This window comes from Rathayibacter sp. VKM Ac-2835 (assembly GCF_013266705.1).
Taxonomy (GTDB): Bacteria; Actinomycetota; Actinomycetes; order Actinomycetales; family Microbacteriaceae; genus Rathayibacter.
This window is the reverse complement of the sequence record NZ_JABSNQ010000001.1, coordinates 1,636,592-1,654,704: the sequence shown is the minus strand read 5'-3', so window position 1 is coordinate 1,654,704 and position 18,113 is coordinate 1,636,592. Positions and strand designations below refer to the sequence as shown.

The window sequence follows — 18,113 nt, the reverse complement described above, 5'->3', positions numbered from 1 at the left end:
CCTCAGCGCGCGCGGAGCAGGGCGAGGAACTCGTCGGCCATCGCCAGCTGGTCCTGCAGCTTCGCGCGGCGGAGCGACGCCTCCTCCTCGAATGCCGCCAGCTGAGCACGGATCGCGGCGGTCTCCTCCGGGGACTCCGCCTTCTCGAGGCTGTCGACGACGCGCAGCAGCTCGGTCATCGCGTCGAGCGTGTAGCCGAGCGGCTTCATCCGGCGGATGAGCAGCAGTCGGTCGAAGTCGCGCTCGGTGTAGAGGCGGAAGCCGCCCTCGGTGCGGCCGCTCGGCCGGAGCAGCCCGACCTCGTCGTAGTGCCGGATCGTCCGCAGCGACAGTGACGACCGGTCGGCGAGCTCGCCGATGCGCATGGTCGCCTCGACCTCCTCGGCCGTCAGCTCGGTCGTGCGGTCGTCCGCCATCGTCTCTCCGTCCCGGTCAACCCTCACGTTGCGGTAGGTTTGCCGTCGAGGGTCCCGCACCATTCTCCCCGTGCGCGGGCCCGGCTCGCGCGACGCCGCGCTCCTCCCCTTTCCGATCGCCGCTCCCGCCGAGCCCGTCCGCCCCTGGAGACCGTCGTGTCCGTCCCCACCAGCCCCACCAGCCTGCCCGGGCCCCGCCCCGCCGTCGCGAACCGCGCGATCACCGTCCTCGACGCCCTCCGCTCGCCGCGCCAGCTCTCCCGCGAGGTGCTCGCCGGCATGGTGACGACGCTCGCGCTGGTGCCCGAGGTCATCTCCTTCTCGGTCGTCGCGGGAGTGGACCCGATGGTCAGCCTCGTCGCCTCGATCGTCCTCGCGCTGACCATGTCGATCCTCGGCGGGCGCCCCGGCGTGATCACCGCGGCCGCCGGCTCCGTCGCGCTGGTGATCGCGCCGCTCGTCTCCGAGCACGGCGTCGAGTACGTGCTGCCGACGGTGATCCTCGCCGCGGTCATCCAGATCGTCTTCGGCTTCGCCGGTCTCGCCCGGCTGATGCGCTTCATCCCGCGCTCCGTGATGATCGGCTTCGTCAATGCGCTCGGGATCCTGATCTTCCTCGCGCAGGTGCCGCACGTCATCGGGGTCCCGTGGATCGCCTACGCGCTCTTCGCCGCGACCCTGCTGATCATCTTCGTGCTGCCCCGCTTCACCACCGCGGTGCCGGCCCCGCTCGTCGCGATCGTCGTCGTGACGGCCGTCGTCGTCCTCGCGAACCTGGCCGTCCCGGACGTCGCGGACGAGGGACCGCTGACCGGCCAGCTGCCCGGTATCACGCCGTTCCTCGTGCCGCTGGACCTCGCCACGCTGCAGCTGATCCTGCCGACCGCGCTCAGCGTCGCCTTCGTCGGCCTGATGGAGACGCTGCTCACCGCCAAGCTCGTCGACGAGATGACCGGCACCCCCTCGCACAAGGGCCGCGAGTCCTGGGCGCTCGGCGTCTCGAACCTGCTCGCCGGCTTCTACGGCGGCATCGCCGGCTGCGCCATGATCGGCCAGACCGTGCTCAACGTGAAGACCGGCGGCGCGCGCACCAGGATCTCGACGATCGTCGCCGGCGTCTTCCTGCTCGCGCTGGTCACCGGGCTCAGCTCGGTGATGGGCCGCATCCCGATGGTGGCGCTCGCCGCGGTGATGATGATCGTCGCGATCAGCACGGTCGACTGGCACAGCCTCCGCCCCTCGACCCTGCGCCGGATGCCCGTGCCCGAGACGCTCGTGATGGTCGTCACCGTCGTGGTCGTCGTCGCGACCGACAACCTCGCGCTCGGCGTGCTCGTCGGAGTGATCCTCGCGATGATCCTCTTCGCCCGTCGCGTCGCCCACGTCATCGCGGTCGAGCGCGCGGTCGCCGACGACGGCGCGTCCGTCCGCTACACCGTGACCGGCCCGCTCTTCTTCGGCAGCAGCAACGACCTCGTCGACCGCTTCGCCTACTCCGACGACCCGTCCGCCGTCGTCATCGACCTCGGCCGCGCCCAGATCTGGGACGCCTCCACCGTCGCCGCCCTCGACTCCATCGAGACGAAGTACCGCGACCACGGCGCCACCGTCACGATCGAGGGCCTCGACGAGCGCAGCAGCGGCTTCCACCGCCGCCTGACGGGCCGCCTCGGCAGCTGACCCGGGCGGCCGCACGCTGCTCGACCAGCACGGTCCGGGTTGCGCGCGGGGAACCGAGTGGAGGAGCCTCGGAGGCCCCCGGAGTACGCTCGCGCGCACCCCTTCCGACGCTCAGCAAGGAGCACCACCATGACCGACGACGCTCAGGGCTTCACCCTCACCCGGCTGTTCGACGCGACGCCCCAGGAGATCTGGAGCGCGTGGACCGAACCCGACGAGATCGCCCAGTGGTGGCACCCGCGCGGGCTGACCACGCCGCGGGACGCCGTCGAGGTGGACCTGAAGGTCGGCGGCCGCTACGCCTACACGATGGTCTCGACCGCGAGTGAGGAGACCTACCCGACCGGCGGTGTCTACCGCGAGGTCACGGCTCCCGAGAAGCTCGTCTTCACCTGGGGCGAGCCCGGCGACGCGGACGCGCCCGTCGCGACCGTGTCGATCCGCTCGGCCGGCGAGCTGACCCGGCTGACCTTCGAGCTGGCCGGTGTGGACGGCGAGAAGGGCGACGACTCGTTCTACGACGGCTGGGACCAGGCGATCGACGCGCTGGCCGACCACCTCGATCCGGCCGCCACCGTCGCCGGCTGAGCCCTCCTCTCCGGTCCTCCTCGGCGGTCCGCGGAGCCGTCAACCCCCTGTGGCCGACGGCGCCGCGCGGGGTTGTCTGGTGGGCCCGGTCTCTCCGAGAGGCGGGGAGAGACGGAGGCGCCGTTGAGTGCGCACACCAGCAGGACCACCGGCGACCGTGTCGCCGCCATCGAGACCTACGCCGACGACGCCGGCTGGCACAACCGCATCGCGGGCGCCGCCGTCCCGCTCACCCGCCACGACTCCCGCGAGGAGGCCGAGCGCCTCGGCGCCGAGATGGCGCGGCAGCGCGGCGGCGGCCACCGGGTGCTCGCGTGACGACCACCGACGAGCAGGGCACGTCGCTCCGGCGCCGCATCACCGGGCCTCTGCTCTACTTCTTCATCCTCGGCGACGTCCTCGGCGCCGGGATCTACGCGCTGATGGGCACCCTGTCGGCGGAGGTCGGCGGCGCGGTCTGGCTGCCGCTGCTGGTCGCCCTCGGCCTGGCGCTGCTGACCGCGGGCTCCTACGCCGAGCTGGTCACCAAGTACCCGAAGGCCGGCGGCGCGGCCGTCTTCGCCCAGCGGGCCTTCCGCCGCCCGATCGTCTCGTTCCTCGTCGGCTTCGCGATGCTCGCGGCCGGAGTCACCAGCGCCGCGGGCCTCTCGCTCGCCTTCGCGGGCGACTACCTCGGCACCTTCCTCGACGTGCCGACCGTGCCCACGGCGATCGTCTTCCTCGTGCTCGTGGCCTGCCTCAACGCCCGCGGGGTGGCGGAGTCGCTGCTCAGCAACACGGTGATGACCGTGATCGAGGTCGGCGGCCTGCTGATCGTCATCGTCTGCGTCGCGCTGATGCTCGCGGCCGGTGGCGGCGACCTCGGCCGCACCGTCGAGCTGAGCTCCGAGCAGGCGCCCGTGCTGGCCGTGCTCGGCGCGGCGATCATCGCCTACTACTCCTTCGTCGGCTTCGAGACCTCGGCCAACATCGCCGAGGAGCTGCGCGACCCGAGCCGGATCTACCCGCGCGCGCTCTTCGGCGCGCTGATCACCGCCGGCGGCGTGTACCTGCTGGTCGGCCTGGCCAGCTCGATCGCCGTCCCCGCCGACGACCTGGCCGGCTCCTCCGCCCCGCTGCTCGACGTCGTGACCGCGAGCGGCGCCGGGGTCCCGGCCTGGCTGTTCAGCGTCATCGCGCTGATCGCGGTGGCCAACGGCGCGCTGCTGACGATGATCATGGCCAGCCGCGTCACCTACGGCATGGCGAAGGAGGGGCTGCTGCCGGGCGTCCTCGGCCGGGTGCTGCCGAAGCGGCGGACGCCGTGGGTCGCCATCGCCGTCACGACCGTCGCCGCCGCGCTGCTGACCCTCGTCGGCGATCTCGCGACCCTCGCGGAGACCGTGGTGCTGCTCCTGCTGCTGGTGTTCATCAGCACGAACGTGTCGGTCCTGGTCCTGCGGCGCGACCGCGTCGAGCACGAGCACTTCCGGGTCTGGACCGCGATCCCGGTGCTGGGCGTCGCCTCCTGCGTCCTCCTGCTCAGCCAGCAGGAGCCGACGGTCTGGCTCTCCGCGGGGGCCCTGCTCGTCGTCGGCGTGCTGCTGCACCTGATCACCCGCCGCAGGCGCGCCCGCACGGACGCCTGACACGGTGCGGCCCGCGCTGCCCAGGGCCTGCCCAGGGCCCGGTGGCAGGCTGGCGGGAGCCGATGACGGCGATCCGGACGAGGGAGCAGTACCCGGCAGCACGACAAGACTGACTCGAAGGAGTGAGTCGTCGTGTCCTGGATCGTCCTGATCGTCTCCGGTGTCCTCGAGGCCGTGTGGGCCACCGCCCTCGGCAAGTCGGAGGGGTTCACCCGCCTCTGGCCGGCCGTGGTCTTCGGAGTCGGCGTCGTCGCCAGCCTGTCCGGGCTGGCCTACGCGATGCGCGACCTGCCCACCGGCACGGCATACGCCGTCTGGGTCGGCATCGGCGCCTCGCTGACCGTGCTCTACGGCATGCTCTTCGGCGGCGAGGGCTTCTCGCTCGTCCGCACGCTGCTGGTCCTCGGGATCGTCGGCTGCGTGATCGGGCTGAAGCTGCTGCACTGAGCGCACGCACAGCCGACGTCCTGCGCCAGTGCATTGCAGGAGAACGATCGTTCCCCTAGGCTCGGGACCCCAGGGAGAGCGCCGGTACGGCAGGCGCTCCCCGTCCCGAAGGAGGAACCATGCCCACTCGTTCTGCACGCACCGCCTGGAACGGCTCGCTCGAGACCGGCGAGGGCCAGGTCGAGCTCTCGAGCTCGAAGCTCGGCACCTACGACGTCTCGTTCCCCAAGCGCGCGGCCGACGACGCCAACGGCTCGACCAGCCCCGAGGAGCTCCTCGGCGCCGCGCACTCCGCCTGCTACGCCATGCAGTTCTCCGCCGTCCTCGGCCAGGCCGGCGGCACCGTCGAGGCCCTCGACGTCCGCGCCGACGTCTCGCTCGGCCCGGACTCGGCCGGCGGCTTCAAGCTGACCAAGATCGCCCTCGTCGTCAGCGGCGAGGTCTCCGGCATCGACGAGGCCGCGTTCCTCAAGGCCGCCGAGGACGCCAAGAACACCTGCCCCGTCAGCAAGGCGCTCACCGGAGTCGAGATCACGCTCGACGCCACCTTCGAGGGCTGACGCTCCTCGCCCACGCACAGAAGCACCCCGTCGCGCACTGCGGCGGGGTGCTTCTGCGTGCGGTGGGGCGTATCGAGACCCCGCGTCAGGCGTCCGCGCGGTAGCGGAAGCCGGCGCCGAGGTGCTCCTCGGGCAGGCGGTCGCCGCGGCCGTGCAGCTTCTGGCGGAGGCTGCCCTCGACGTACTCGTCGGGGTAGGCGCCGCGGCGGCGCAGCTCCGGCACGATGAACTCGACGACGTCCTCGAAGGTGCCCGGGGTGATCGCGTAGGCGAGGTTGAAGCCGTCGACGTCGGTGTCCTCGACCCACTCCTGCAGGTGGTCGGCCACCTCGGAGGGCGAGCCGACGACGAACGGCCCGAGCCCGCCGATCGCGCCGAGCTTGGCGATGTCGCGGACCTTCCACTCGCTGCCGTCCTCGTTCGCCTCCTGGAAGTTGGCGACGGTCGACTGGATCGCGTTGCTCTTCACGTTGCCGATCGGCTCGTCGAGGTCGTACTGCGACAGGTCGATGCCCATCCAGCCCGACATGAAGACCAGCGCGCCCTCCTCGCTCGCGTAGGAGAGGTAGTCGCGGTGCTTCGCGTGCGCCTTCTCACTGGTCTCGTCGGTGATGATCGTCAGCAGCGTGTAGATCTTCGCGGAGTAGCGGTCGCGGCCGGCCGCCTCGAGCGCGTCGCGGATCCGCGAGACGGTGGCCTTCAGTCCCGCCTTGGTCGAGGACGCGACGAAGATCGCCTCCGCGTTGCCCGCCGCGAAGCGGATCCCGCGCGGCGAGGCGCCCGCCTGGTAGATGACGGGCGTGCGCTGCAGCGACGGCTCGGAGAGGTGGATGCCGGGCACCGTGAAGTTCTTGCCGCGGTGGCCGATCTCGTGCACCTTCGCCGGGTCGGTGAACACGCCGGACTCGCGGTCGCGGATCACGGCGTCGTCCTCCCACGACCCCTCCCACAGCTTGTAGAGGACCTCGAGGTACTCGTCGGCGACGTCGTAGCGGTCGTCGTGCTCGAGCTGGTCCTCGTGGCCCATGTTGCGCGCGGCGCTGGGCAAGTAGCCGGTGACGACGTTCCAGCCGACGCGGCCCTTGGTCAGATGGTCGAGCGTCGACATGCGCCGCGCGAACGGGTACGGGTGCTCGTAGGCGGTGCCGGCCGTGATGCCGAAGCCGAGGTGCTCGGTCGCCGCGGCCATCGCCGAGACGAGCAGGATCGGGTCGTTCACCGGGACCTGCGCGCCGTGCCGGATCGCGGCCTCGTTCGAGCCGCCGTAGACGTCGTAGGTGCCGAGCACGTCGGCGATGAAGATGCCGTCGAAGGTGCCCCGCTCGAGCAGCTTCGCCAGATCGGTCCAGTAGGAGAGGTCCTTGTAGCGCCAGGACTGGTCCTGCGGGTGGCGCCACATGCCCGAGCTCTGGTGGGCGACGCAGTTCATGTCGAAGGCGTTGAAGCGGATCTGGCGAGTCATCCCTCGATCGTGCCCAGTGCGGCCGGGAATCGGCACCGCTGTCGTCGCACGACGTCACAAAGCGATGGCCGTCGGACTGCATCCACAACCCGAAACAGTGCCGACACTGATTCGGGTTGTAGGGTCAACCCGAAACAGCGCACCCGCTGATTCGGGGTGTCGAAGGGAGCCCGATGACGTCCGAGTGGCCGGCGCACCGGTACGAGACGCGCCCTTGGCGGCAGTCGGTGCGCACCGGCACGCGCGCGGACCGGATGGTCAGCGAGGTCGTGGTCGCGTTGCCGCCGCTCATCGCGGAGTCGTCCTGGGAGCCGCCGCCCGCTTCCCGGCCGGCGCTCGACGACGCGCGGCACGCGGTCGTCGCCCTGGACGCCGAGTACGGGAACCGGCTCGGCGTGCTCGGCCGGCTCCTCCTCCGGACCGAGGCGGTCTCCTCCTCCAAGATCGAAGACGAGGACGCGAGCCTGGAGGACTGCGCTCGCGCCACGATCGGCATCCGGGCGAACTCCAGTGCGACGTCGATGGTGGCCGCGGCCGACGCGATGACGGGCATGGTCGATGCCGCCGGCCGGACCGGCCTGATCGACGAGGCCGCGATCCTCACGGCGCACCGGGTCCTGATGGCCGACGACCCGGTGGACGCGCGGTACGCCGGGGCCTACCGGCCGATGCAGAACTGGATCGGCGGCAGCGACCACTCCCCGCGGGGCGCGGTGCACGTCCCCCCGCCGCCCGAGACGGTCCCGGCGCTGATGGCCGACCTGGTCCGGTTCTCGAATCGGAGCGACCTCGACCCGATCGTGCAGGCCGCGATCGCGCACGCGCAGGTCGAGTCGATCCACCCCTTCACCGACGGGAACGGGCGCATCGGCCGCGCGCTGATCACCGCGATCCTCCGCCGTCGGGGACTCACGAGGACCACGGTCGTCCCCGTGGCGTCGGCGCTGGTCGCGGATCGCGAGCGCTACTTCGAGCTGGTGAACGACTGCCGCGACGGCGCGCTCGCGCCCTTCGTCGACGAGCTCGCGCGGGCCTGCGCGGTCGCGGCTCCCGAATCGGCCCGGACGGCCGCCGTCCTCGAGGCGCTCCCGGCCGCGTGGCGGGCCGCCGTCCGGCCGCGCGCGGGGAGCGCGGCGGCGCTCCTCCTCGACGGGCTCCTCGACCACCCGATCGTCACGACCGCCCGCGCGATCGAGCTGACCGGACGGGCGCCCTCGAGCGTCGGCGCGGCGATCGGGCAGCTCGTCGCCGCCGGTGTGCTGACGGCGCTGACCGACCGCAAGCGGGACCAGGCCTGGGTGGCCGTCGACGTCCTCGACGAGCTGGCCGACCTGGAGGACCGCATCGGCACGGCGATGCTCGACGCGCAGTCGGGCTGAGCCGGTCGAACTGCTCGCCCTCTACGCCAGCTCGCGGGCCAGGAAGCGCACGTGCTCGCGGATCTGGAACACCTCGCCGCCCTCGTGGCCGTTGAACGGGTAGACCCGGATCTCGCGCGGGCCGGCGTAGCGGTTGTAGGAGGCGTAGACGGTGGAGGGCGGGCAGATCTCGTCGAGCAGGGCGACGGAGAACATCGCCGGGACTTCGGCGTGCGGGGCGAACGAGGTGCCGTCGAAGTAGGACAGCGTGTCGAAGACGAACGACTCCGAGCCGCGGTGGGTGCGCAGGTAGCGCACGACCTCGCCGTAGGGCATGGTCTCCACGATCCGCACGGCGTGGCCGATGTGGCTGAGGAACGGCACGTCGATGATCGCGGCGCGCGCCGACTCCGACTCGCCGAGCAGGCCCAGGACACCGGCGACGGCGAGGCAGATGCCGCCGCCCTGGCTGCCGCCCGAGATCGCGACGCGGGCGGGGTCGACCGCGGGGTGCGCGCGCAGCACGTCGAGCGCGCGGACCGCGTCGGTGAAGACGCGGCGGTAGAAGTGGTCCGCGGGCGACTCGATGCCCTGGGTCATGAAGCCGCTGACGTGCGGGCCGCTGCCGACGGGGTCGGGGGTGTCGCCGCCGCGGTGGCCGGAGCCCTGGCCGCGGGTGTCCATCACCAGGTGCGCGTAGCCGGCGGCGCTCATCGCGGTCCACTCGTCGACCAGGCCGCGGCCGCCGCCGTAGCCGATGTAGGTGACCAGCGCGGGGAGCGGGCCCTCGACGCCGCGGGGGAGGATCAGCCAGCCGCGGATCGGGTGGCCGCCGAATCCGGAGAAGGTGACGTCGAACGTCTCCAGGAGCGGGAAGCCGGCGTCGACCGGCTCGAAGACGGGCTCGGTCGCGAAGCCGCGGGCCTCGGCGATGGTCTCGCGCCAGAAATCCGCGAAGCCCTCGGGCTCCGGCAGATCGGGCTGGTACTGCTCGAGGAGCTCGAGCGGGAGGTCGAACTGCGGCATCGCGGTCTCCGGGGTCGTTCGTCAGCGGACGCTCGAACCTATCGCGGCGGCGCGCCCCGGGGGAGCCTGGACGCGGCGTGGGAGAGAGCCGCGCGGCGGAATTCCTCCCGTCGACGGGCGTTGTCGTCCCCATGACCACTTACGGAATCATCGGAGCAGGCAACATCGGCAGCCAGGTCGCACGCGCGGTCCTCGCCCAGGGCGACGAGGTCGTGATCGCCAACTCGCGCGGTCCCGAGACCCTCGCCGACCTCATCGCGGAGCTCGGCCCGAAGGCGCGCGCCGCCACGGCGCAGGAGGCGGCGGAGGCCGCGGAGATCGCGGTCGTGACCGTGCCGCTGAAGAACCTCGAGGAGGTGCCGGTCGCGCCGCTCGCCGGCAAGATCGTCCTCGACACGAACAACTACTACTTCGAGCGCGACGGCCGCATCGAAGCGCTCGACAAGGGCGAGACGACCACGAGCGAGATGCTGCAGAAGCACCTCCCGGAGTCGAAGGTCGTCAAGGCGTTCAACCACATCATGGCCGCAGACATCACGACCGACGGTACCCCGGCCGGCACCGAGGACCGCCGCGCGCTCGCCACGTCGAGCGACTACCCCGAGGCCGTGCACTTCGTCACCGACCTCTACGACCGCCTCGGCTTCGACACCGTCGCGATCACGCCGCTGAGCGAGTCGTGGCGCGTCGAGCGCGACCGCCCCGCCTACGTGGTGCGGCAGAACCGCGAGGAGCTCGAGGCGAACCTGGCCAAGGCGCCGCGCACGGTCTGACCGGGTCGACGAGGGGGCGGCGCTGATCGCCTGCGACACTGGAGCGAGACCCACCGCGCACCAGTGAGCCCGCCGGCTCCGAGAGGAGAGGTCCGCGCATGCCCCCCGAGATCCCCGACTTCCCCGCCGTCGATCGGCTGACCCGCCGCGGCCTCACCCGCCGCGGCGTCGTGCTCGGCGGCCTCGCCGTCCTGCCGCTGCTGAGCGCCTGCACCTTCGACTCCGCGTCCCCCTCGGACTCCGAGCCGCAGGAGGCGCCGCGCACGCAGGCCGTCGCGCCCGCCGGTCCGGTGGCGCTCGCCGCCGACGCCGCGAGTGCGAGCGCGCTGCTGTTCACCGCGGCGCCGCTCGTCGTCGTGGTGGAGGACGTGCCCGCCTCTGTGCTGCTCGCCGCGCAGGTGAGCATCGCCTGGGGCGTGCCGCTGCTGGTGGAGTCCGCTGGATCGGCGTCGACCGCGACGGCCTCGGCCTCGCCGTCCGACTCGCCGATCGACGCGGAGCTCGCCCGCCTCGGCACCTCCAGGATCCTCGCCGTCGGCTCCGTCGCGGAGCACGCGGGTGTCGAGACCGTGTCCGCCGCCGCCGAGGCCGCCGCGATCGAGGAGGCGACCGGAGTGGCGGTGGGCGAGCTCGACGTCGCGGCCCTCGTCGCCCTCGCGCCCGGCGCTCCCGCGGAGCCGCCGTTCGGCGCGCTGCCCGCGCGGGCCGAACCGCTCGCCGGGGTGACCGCCCTCGCCCAGGCCGCCGACATCGCGGCCGTCGCGAACGCGCGCGCGGCCGGCGTCCCGGTGACCCTCGTCGACGACTCCGTGACCGACCTGCTCGCCTCAGGACCGGCCGTCACCGCGATCGCCGACAGCGCCGTCCGAGGTGGTGCCGCCGCCTGCACCCTGCTGCTCGGCCCCGCGCTCGCCGCGCAGTCGCTGCCGGAGTGGTCGGTGCGCGCCGCGGCGAGCGGCTGGCAGCTGCCCGGCGGCGGGCAGCGCCTCTTCGGCGGGCACCTCTACGTCGCGATCTACGGCACGCCCGGAGCCCCCGTCCTCGGTGTGCTCGGCGAGCAGGGCCTCGACGCGACGATCGCACGGGCGGAGGCGGTGGCGGAGCCGTACCGCTCGCTCACCGATCTGCAGGTCGTGCCGAGCCTCGAGATCATCACCACGGTCGCGGCGGGCAGCGCGGGCGGCGACGGCGACTACTCCAACGAGCTCGACCCCGCGGGCATCCGCCCCTACATCGACGCGGCCGCCGCGGCGGGGATGTACGTCGTGCTCGATCTGCAGCCGGGCCGCTCCGACTTCCTCAGCCAGGCGCAGGCCTACGAGGAGCTGCTGCGCCTGCCGAACGTCGGCCTCGCGCTCGATCCGGAGTGGCGGCTCGCGCCCGACGAGGTGCCGCTCGCGCAGATCGGCCGCGTCGAGGCCGCCGAGGTCGACAGCGTGTCGAGCTGGCTCGCCGACCTCGTGCAGCGCGAGGGCCTCCCGCCGAAGATGTTCGTGCTGCACCAGTTCCGGCTGTCGATGCTGCAGGACCGCGACAGCATCCGCCGCGACCGCCCCGAGCTCGAGTTCCTCATCCACGTCGACGGCCAGGGCGGCCAGCCCGACAAGCAGGCCACCTGGAACGCCCTGCACGAGGGCGCCCCCGAGGGCATCGCCTGGGGCTGGAAGAACTTCTACGACGAGGACCTGCCGATGCTGACCCCCGCCGAGACGATGGCCCAGGTCGCCCCCCTCCCCGACCTGATCACCTACCAGTAGGCCCCTCCCCGCGAGATGCCACTTGTGCACGCGACACGCCGTGGAAAGCGTGCACAAGTGGCATCTCGCGGAGGGGAGCGAGGGTCAGGAGGGCTGGTGGGCGGCCTCGCGGCGGCCCTCCTCCTTGGCCTGCTCGACGAGGGCGGCGACGCGGCGGCGGGAGCGGGTGCGGCCGGCGAGGAGCGCGGCGAGGATCAGCGCGAGGCCGAGCAGGACGGCGAGCTGGGGCAGCGGGACGGCCGCGGTGGTGGTCGATTCGGTGAGCGGCGCGATGTCGACGGGGTCGAGGCCGTCGGGGGTGACGACGGTCGGGGCGACGGTGAGGTCGGTGCCGACGGCGAAGAGGGGCCAGACGTCGTCGAGCGGGAGGGTGACGGCGCGGCGGTCGCCGGGGAGGAGCTCCTGCTGGGCGGCGTCGGCGGCGACGAGCGGGGCGGTGGCGCCCTGGCTGCTGGCGCTGCCGTCGAGGAGGAGGCGGACGTTGCCGGTGTTGACGATGTCGGCGGTGACGGTGAGCGAGCCGGGCTGGAAGGGGTTCCAGGAGAGGCGGTAGTCGCCGGTGAGGTTCTCGACGGCGACGGCGGGGGCGACGTCGCCGGTGACGCGGGTCATCACGCGGAAGCCGATGCGGCTCTCGACGCCGACGAAGGAGCCGCCGACGTCGGTGCCGACGGAGACGAGGGAGGCGGCGAGGCCGGCGGCGTGGTCGCCGGGCTCGGCGTCGTCGGGGACGGTGACGGTGAAGGGGACGATGCCGGTGCCGCCGGGCTCGACGGTGACGGTCTCGGGGGCGGTGATCCAGGTGCCGGCGTCGACGGACTCCTGGTCGGAGGGGAGCATGTTGAAGCGGCCCTTGTCGGTGAAGTAGCCGTCGGCCGCGTCGATGCGGAAGGTGACGGTCTGGTCGCTGAGGTTGCGGACCGCGGCCTGCTCCTCGGCGGTGGCGCCGGGGTCGAGGTCGAGCTCGACCCAGGAGCGCTTGTCGACGGCGCCGTCGGTCGCGGGGCTGACCGCCCAGGTGATCTGGTCGGTCGCGGCGGCGAGGGCCGGGGGAGCGGCGGAGAGCGCGAGCGCGCCGACGAGGACGGCGAGAAGGGTGCGGAGCGCGGAGGTCATGGGAGGTCCAGGTTCTCACGGGGTGGGGCAGACGCGGGCCCTCTGCCTGCGGAGCGAGGAGGCAGCGGAGCGGGCACTCTGCATGCTGATCGAGTAGCCCGCGGAGCGGGCATATCGAGTTCCACCGGGCTGAGCGGGGTGGGTCTCGATACGCCGCCCGCGGCGGCTACTCGACCGGCATGCGCAGGCTCACTCGAAGAGGGAGAGGGTGAGGGTGGAGCTGTAGTCGCCCGCGTCGACGGTGGTGGGGGTCTTCAGGGTCAGGGCCGCGTTCGCGGTCCAGGAGCCCTCCTCCGCCACTCCGGCGGAGTCGTTGGTGATGGCGAGCAGCTCCTGGTCGACGAGGCCGACTCCGTCCGGGCCGCCGTCGATGGCGGTGTCGACGACGTCGCCCTCCGCGACCAGGCCCGAGTCGCCGCCGTCGATCAGGTTCGGCGCCCAGCCCAGGTTCTCCGCGCCGATCGTGTCGCCGGTGGACGAGGTGAAGTCGCTCGCGGTGCCGAGGACGTACCAGCCGGCACCGGCGGGGATGTCGGCGGCGTCGCGGGTGTCGGTGACGGTGACCGTGGGGAGGGTGCCGGTGAACTGGCGGACCACGCTGGTGGAGCCGTTCTCGGTCAGCGCGGTGGAGTCGCTCGCGACGGTCATCGAGAGCGAGCCGGGCGTGGTGAGCGGCGCGATCTGCACGTTGACGTCGACGTCGTCGGCGCCCTGCTGCTCATCGGCGAACGCGGTCCCGGCGACGCCGAGCAGGAGCAGGCCTCCGGCGATGCCGGCGGCGCCACGGGTGAGGAGGGATCGGGCCGTAAGGGTGTTGTTCTGCATCAGGGTGTTCTCCGTTCTCGAGACGGCAGCGTCGCCGTCCGGTTCAGTGGTGTGGGGTCAGTGGTATCGGGTGGTGGAGGGAGGCGCGAGCGCGTCAGCCGCAGCTCGCCGCCGCGTACGGCGCGGTGGCCGTCGCGGTGGCGGGCTTGCCCGCGACGAACGCGGTGGCCGTGGCGGTCGCGGAGCCGGCGGGCAGCGCGGCGGTGCGGGTCGTGAAGGAGTGGGTGACGGACTTGCCGGCGGCCACCTCCTCGAACGTCTTGGAGCCCGAGGTCGAGGTGACGACCATCTTCACCGGGAAGGCGTTCGGGTTCGTCGCGACGACGGAGAGGACGACCTTGCCCTGCACGCAGCGGGTCGAGGCGGTGGCGGTCGCCGTGATGGCGGGGGCCGCCGTCGGCACCGTCTGCGGGCTGACGCTGGTGAGGGTCGGGACGACCTTCTGCATCAGGCCGGTCGCGGGGTCGAAGGTCACCTTGTCGATGGTGGTCTCGCGGTGCTGGCCGTCTCCGCCGGGGATGGCGAAGCGGTGGTAGGCGATGTACCAGTCGTCGGTGCCGGGGACGTTGATGATCGAGCTGTGGCCGGTGGCGAGGATGCCCTGCGAGGGGTCCTTCTCCAGGATCACGCCGCGGTAGGTCCACGGTCCGTCGATGCTCGTCGAGGTCGCGTAGCCGACCTTGTAGTTCTCGGAGCCGGTGTCGTCGATCGAGTAGGTCAGGTGGTAGAGCCCGTTGCGGTAGTTCATGAACGCGCCCTCGCGGAAGTCCGTGAGACCCGAGATCGTCTTGATGGTGCCGGCCTTGACGGAGAGCATGTCGTCCGAGAGCTCGGCGTACACGGGTGCGCCGTTGCCCCAGAAGAGGTAGCTCTTGCCGGTGGCCGGGTCGGTGAACGCGGCCGGGTCGATGGCCTGGCCGGACTTCACGGACTCGCCGTTGGTGATCATGGCGGAGGGCTGCGCGGTGAACGGGCCCATCGGGCTCGACGCGACGGCGACGCCGATCGTCTTGCGGTCCAGCGCGGCGTTGTGGCCGGAGAAGTAGAAGTAGTACTTCCCGCCCTTCTCGATGATCGTCGGCGCCCAGGCGTTGCCGGTCGCCCACGGGACGTTCCCGTTCGCGCCGTCCAGGGTCAGGATCGGCTGCGCGGAGCGGGTCCAGTCGACGAGGTTCTTCGACGACCAGGCGTAGAAGGTCTTGCCGCCCCAGCCGGGGAAGCCGTCCGAGGTCGCGTAGAGGTAGTAGGTGTCGCCGAAGACCGCGATGTTCGGGTCGGCGTAGAGGCCCGGGAGGACGGGGCTCTTCATCTCGACGGCCTTGAGCGTCCAGGTGGTGGTCGCTCCGCCGCCGGCCGGGGTCAGCACGACGGTCTGCGGGGTGCGCAGGTCGCGGACGGTGCCGGAGGCGGGGCTCGCAGTGACGCCCGCGGCGGTCGAGTAGGTGGCGGTCAGCTTCGAGCGGTCCGTGCCGGGCTTCACCGGGAGGGTGACGGTGCGGGTCGCCTGGTCGACGATCGGTGCGGTCTTCAGCACGTCGCCGGTGAGCGTCACGTCGGCCAGCACGGTGGTGTTGCCGGAGGAGGCGAGCACCTCGGCCGAGCTCAGGGCCCGGTTGTAGAGGGCGAACTCGCGGACCTGGCCGCGGAAGCGATTGTCGGCGTCGTAGTTCGAGCGGCCGATGGAGTTGGCCGTCGTCGTGCCGCCGCCGATGTCCTTCGGGTCGGCCGTGACGGTGCCGCCGCCGACGCGGACGCCGTCGAGGTAGAGCGTCGCGGTGGTGCCGGAGAGCGTGTAGGTCAGCTGAACCCACTGGCCGCGCGGCACGGCCGAGCCGGAGGAGACGGTCTGCTCGGTGGTGTAGTTCCCGGTGGCGAGGCTGGTGCGGTAGTTGTTGCCGGAGGTGAAGAGGTAGCCGTCGCCCGCACCGTTCGTGGTGTTGCCGAGGCCGTAGAGGAAGTAGGCGCCGCTCTGCGCGGAGTCGATCCAGACCTCGGTCTGCACGGTGACGTCGGTGACGCCCGCGAGCAGGTTGTCGGGCAGCTCGATGTAGTCGTCGGTGCCGTCGAGCTTCACCGAGCCGGTCTGCCAGGCGCCGCCCGAGACGATCGTCCCGTTCTGGCCATTGCCCGAGACGTCCTGCACCGTGGTGCCGGAGCCGCCGTCGAACGAGTAGCGGAGGATCTCGCCCTTCGCGTTCACCGGCTTCGGGGTCGGGCCGGTGGTCATGCCGCCGTAGGCCGCGGTCAGGCGCGCCTCCTCGGCGCTGGAGAGCCGCAGCACGGAGCCGTGGCGGAAGGGCTTCGAGAACGAGTACGTGTTCGCTCCGGTGGTGCCGACGGGCAGGGCGGTGAACCGCATGTCCGCGAGGGTGTCGGTGACGTAGGCGGAGTAGCCGAAGGAGTCGCCCATCACGACCCAGCGGCCGTCGGGCAGCTGGTAGACGGTGAGGCCCTCGAGGTGGTCGGAGAGGCCGCGGGACGTCTCCTCGCCGCGGGCGATCACGCGGGTCCACGGGCCGGCGAGGCTGCTCGCCTTGTCGACGACCGTGCGCCAGTCGGAGGTGGAGAAGCGGTAGTACACGCCGTTCTCGACGGCGATGGTGGTGTCGATGATGTTCGGGCCGTCGGCGTTGTTCGTCGACGAGTTCTCGTCGAGCCAGACCTTCGGGGTGGAGAAGCTCTGGAAGTCGCGGGTGGTGGAGACGTAGACGCGCAGCGCCCAGTCGTCCGTGTTCACCTGCGTCTTGTCGCGGCCGGACCAGTAGACGTAGTACTGACCGGTCGCCTCGTCCCAGATCGCCTCGGGCGCCCAGACGTTGCCCGCTTTGGGCGCGCCGGCGAAGACGAGGTTCTGCTGACCCCAGTTCACGAGGTCGGTGGAGCGCCAGACGACGAGCTTCTGACTGGCGTTCACCTGGTCCCAGGAGCCGCCGCCGGCGGTGCCCTCGGCGTGCAGGTCGGTGCCGAGGATCCAGTACTCGTCACCCGTGGGGGAGCGGACGAGGTGCGGGTCGCGGACGCCCAGCGTGCCGGCGAGGTTGGCGAGCACGGCCTTGTCGTTGTTGAGCTTCGACCAGTGCAGGCCGTCGGTGCTGGAGCCGAAGTAGATCTTCTCGTAGTCGGTCGACGCGAAGTGGGTCCAGAGGTAGCCGGCGTCGTACGCGGTGTCGAGGTCCGCGGGCGCGGCGGTCACGGTGACCGGGAGCTGCCGGGTGGCGGTGGTGCCGACGATCGTCGCGGTGAGGGTGACGGCGGTGGACGCGGCCTGGCGCTTCACGACGCCGGTGGTGCTGACGACGGCGGCGTTCGAGGAGGCCCAGGTCACGTCGTAGGAGCCGGCCTTCGCGGGCAGCGTCACGTTGCCGCGGACGTCGCCGGCGTTGACGATGCTCAGCGCGTCGAGCGCCTTCTGCGCGTCGGCGTTCGCGTCCTGCGCGGGCACGGTCGCGGTGAAGGTGCGGGTCTGCGTCGCGGAGCCGCGGGTGACGGTCGCGGTGAGCACGGCCTGGGCGCTGCCCGTGGCGGGCCGGGTGACGACTCCGCTCGAGGAGACGACGGCGGCGTTGCTGGAGGACCAGGCGATCGCGGAGCCGTTGGGCCCGGTGGTCGGCAGGGTCAGGTTCGCGGTGACGGCGGAGAGGTCGCCGAGGGTCAGCGCGGCGGCGTCGCGGGTGGTGCGGGTGGCGTCACTCGCCTGGAGGGTCGCGACGTCGGCGGCGCTGAGCGCGCTGCTGTAGATGCGGAAGTCGCGCACCGAGCCGGCCAGGAACTTGTCGCCGGTGTAGACCGAGCGGCCGATCGCGTTCGCGGTGGTGCTCCCGCCGCCGATCGCGCCGGGGGTGATCGTCACGCCGGTCTGCTGCGCGACCTGGGTGCCGTCGAGGTAGAGCCGCGCGGTGTCGGAGGCGTCGTCGAGCGTGTAGGTGAGCGTCTTCCAGACCCCGCGGGCGAGGTCGGCGCCCGAGTTCACGGTCTGCTCGGTGGTCCAGTTGCCGGTGGCGATCGAGGCCTTGTAGCTGTTGCCCGTCGTGTACAGGTAGCCGTTGCCGGCGCTGTTCGTCGTGTTGCCGAGGCCCCAGATGAAGTAGGGGGTGCCCTGGGAGGGCTTCACCAGGACCTCCGTGCTGACGGTGATCGAGGAGAGGCCGGCGAGCACGTCGTTCGGCAGCTTCACGAAGTCGTCGACGCCGTCGAGCGTCACTCCGCCGGCGCCGGTCGCGACCGCGCCGCCGGACAGGGTGCCGTCGCGGCCCTTGCCGGAGCTGTCGACGGCGGTCGTGCCGCTGGTCGCGTCGAGCGCGTAGCGGAGGACGAGATCGTCTGCCGGTGCGGCTGCGGCGGACTGCGCCGTCAGCAGGGGGACGGTGAGTGCGAGCGCCGTCACGAGGACGACCGGTCGCAGAAAGGGCTTCATCGCACTAACTCCTTGTTCGGCACCATTGCTGAAGGGAAAGGGTCCGGCACGCACCGGTAATGT

General features: G+C 72.0%; 15 protein-coding genes and 1 riboswitch. Of the genes, 9 read left to right on the top strand and 6 right to left on the bottom strand.

From position 1 onward, the window contains the following. Positions 1-2 precede the first annotated feature (2 nt). Positions 3-416 (bottom strand): MerR family transcriptional regulator, encoded by a 414-nt coding sequence (locus HRK28_RS07760; protein ID WP_173250907.1) that lies wholly within the window; start codon positions 414-416, stop codon positions 3-5. A gap of 183 nt (positions 417-599) precedes the next feature. Between HRK28_RS07760 and HRK28_RS07755 the strand changes: the two genes are divergently transcribed. The 6 genes from HRK28_RS07755 to HRK28_RS07730 all read left to right on the top strand — a co-directional run bounded on the left by HRK28_RS07755 (position 600) and on the right by HRK28_RS07730 (position 5,319). Beyond that, on the top strand, positions 600-2,096 hold the full coding sequence (locus HRK28_RS07755) for a SulP family inorganic anion transporter (RefSeq protein WP_254304702.1): 1,497 nt from the start codon (positions 600-602) through the stop codon (positions 2,094-2,096). A gap of 129 nt (positions 2,097-2,225) precedes the next feature. Next, positions 2,226-2,684 (top strand): SRPBCC domain-containing protein, encoded by a 459-nt coding sequence (locus HRK28_RS07750; RefSeq protein WP_173250906.1) that lies wholly within the window; start codon positions 2,226-2,228, stop codon positions 2,682-2,684. Positions 2,685-2,807: 123 nt separating this feature from the next. Continuing rightward, positions 2,808-3,002: a DUF2188 domain-containing protein gene (locus HRK28_RS07745; RefSeq protein ID WP_160086763.1), complete on the top strand. Its 195-nt coding sequence runs from the start codon at positions 2,808-2,810 to the stop codon at positions 3,000-3,002. Further along, on the top strand, positions 2,999-4,312 hold the full coding sequence (locus HRK28_RS07740; RefSeq protein ID WP_173250905.1) for an APC family permease: 1,314 nt from the start codon (positions 2,999-3,001) through the stop codon (positions 4,310-4,312). Before HRK28_RS07745 ends, HRK28_RS07740 begins: the two co-directional genes overlap by 4 nt. A gap of 53 nt (positions 4,313-4,365) precedes the next feature. After that, positions 4,366-4,431, top strand: a riboswitch (guanidine-III (ykkC-III) riboswitch). A 13-nt stretch (positions 4,432-4,444) separates the two neighbouring features. Continuing rightward, positions 4,445-4,759, top strand: coding sequence for a multidrug efflux SMR transporter (locus tag HRK28_RS07735; RefSeq protein WP_173250904.1), 315 nt, complete (start codon positions 4,445-4,447; stop codon positions 4,757-4,759). Between the two features lie 119 nt (positions 4,760-4,878). Beyond that, entirely contained in the window at positions 4,879-5,319 is a 441-nt protein-coding gene (locus HRK28_RS07730) for an OsmC family peroxiredoxin (protein WP_123444486.1), read from the top strand. An 85-nt stretch (positions 5,320-5,404) separates the two neighbouring features. On the opposite strand, the gene HRK28_RS07725 is transcribed toward HRK28_RS07730, so the two are convergent. Further along, positions 5,405-6,781: an LLM class flavin-dependent oxidoreductase gene (locus HRK28_RS07725; protein ID WP_160086769.1), complete on the bottom strand. Its 1,377-nt coding sequence runs from the start codon at positions 6,779-6,781 to the stop codon at positions 5,405-5,407. 173 nt (positions 6,782-6,954) lie between these two features. Between HRK28_RS07725 and HRK28_RS07720 the strand changes: the two genes are divergently transcribed. Continuing rightward, entirely contained in the window at positions 6,955-8,160 is a 1,206-nt protein-coding gene (locus HRK28_RS07720) for a Fic family protein (protein ID WP_173250903.1), read from the top strand. 21 nt (positions 8,161-8,181) lie between these two features. Here the strand turns inward: HRK28_RS07720 and HRK28_RS07715 are convergent, their stop codons facing one another. Continuing rightward, a complete protein-coding gene (locus tag HRK28_RS07715) occupies positions 8,182-9,165 on the bottom strand; it encodes an acetylxylan esterase (protein WP_173250902.1) in 984 nt (327 codons plus the stop codon). Positions 9,166-9,296: 131 nt separating this feature from the next. On the opposite strand from HRK28_RS07715, the gene HRK28_RS07710 reads away from it, so the two are divergent. Then, entirely contained in the window at positions 9,297-9,938 is a 642-nt protein-coding gene (locus HRK28_RS07710) for an NADPH-dependent F420 reductase (RefSeq protein WP_173250901.1), read from the top strand. Positions 9,939-10,036: 98 nt separating this feature from the next. Continuing rightward, on the top strand, positions 10,037-11,695 hold the full coding sequence (locus HRK28_RS07705) for a hypothetical protein (protein WP_173250900.1): 1,659 nt from the start codon (positions 10,037-10,039) through the stop codon (positions 11,693-11,695). 84 nt (positions 11,696-11,779) lie between these two features. Here the strand turns inward: HRK28_RS07705 and HRK28_RS07700 are convergent, their stop codons facing one another. The 3 genes from HRK28_RS07700 to HRK28_RS07690 form a co-directional block, all read right to left on the bottom strand. Continuing rightward, positions 11,780-12,811 (bottom strand): DUF916 domain-containing protein, encoded by a 1,032-nt coding sequence (locus HRK28_RS07700; protein WP_173250899.1) that lies wholly within the window; start codon positions 12,809-12,811, stop codon positions 11,780-11,782. Positions 12,812-13,000: 189 nt separating this feature from the next. Further along, a complete protein-coding gene (locus tag HRK28_RS07695) occupies positions 13,001-13,636 on the bottom strand; it encodes a hypothetical protein (RefSeq protein ID WP_173250898.1) in 636 nt (211 codons plus the stop codon). Positions 13,637-13,730: 94 nt separating this feature from the next. Further along, positions 13,731-18,050, bottom strand: a complete 4,320-nt coding sequence (locus tag HRK28_RS07690; RefSeq protein ID WP_173250897.1) for a family 43 glycosylhydrolase — start codon at positions 18,048-18,050, stop codon at positions 13,731-13,733. Positions 18,051-18,113 lie beyond the last annotated feature (63 nt).

Excerpts from the sequence above, each read along its gene's own strand:
- HRK28_RS07760 (WP_173250907.1), bottom strand. The coding sequence starts at position 416 with ATGGCGGACGACCGCACGACCGAGCTGACGGCCGAGGAGGTCGAGGCG.
- HRK28_RS07750 (WP_173250906.1), top strand. The coding sequence starts at position 2,226 with ATGACCGACGACGCTCAGGGCTTCACCCTCACCCGGCTGTTCGACGCG.
- HRK28_RS07730 (WP_123444486.1), top strand. The coding sequence starts at position 4,879 with ATGCCCACTCGTTCTGCACGCACCGCCTGGAACGGCTCGCTCGAGACC.
- HRK28_RS07725 (WP_160086769.1), bottom strand. The coding sequence starts at position 6,781 with ATGACTCGCCAGATCCGCTTCAACGCCTTCGACATGAACTGCGTCGCC.
- HRK28_RS07720 (WP_173250903.1), top strand. The coding sequence starts at position 6,955 with ATGACGTCCGAGTGGCCGGCGCACCGGTACGAGACGCGCCCTTGGCGG.
- HRK28_RS07715 (WP_173250902.1), bottom strand. The coding sequence starts at position 9,165 with ATGCCGCAGTTCGACCTCCCGCTCGAGCTCCTCGAGCAGTACCAGCCC.
- HRK28_RS07710 (WP_173250901.1), top strand. The coding sequence starts at position 9,297 with ATGACCACTTACGGAATCATCGGAGCAGGCAACATCGGCAGCCAGGTC.
- HRK28_RS07705 (WP_173250900.1), top strand. The coding sequence starts at position 10,037 with ATGCCCCCCGAGATCCCCGACTTCCCCGCCGTCGATCGGCTGACCCGC.
- HRK28_RS07700 (WP_173250899.1), bottom strand. The coding sequence starts at position 12,811 with ATGACCTCCGCGCTCCGCACCCTTCTCGCCGTCCTCGTCGGCGCGCTC.
- HRK28_RS07695 (WP_173250898.1), bottom strand. The coding sequence starts at position 13,636 with ATGCAGAACAACACCCTTACGGCCCGATCCCTCCTCACCCGTGGCGCC.
- HRK28_RS07690 (WP_173250897.1), bottom strand. The coding sequence starts at position 18,050 with ATGAAGCCCTTTCTGCGACCGGTCGTCCTCGTGACGGCGCTCGCACTC.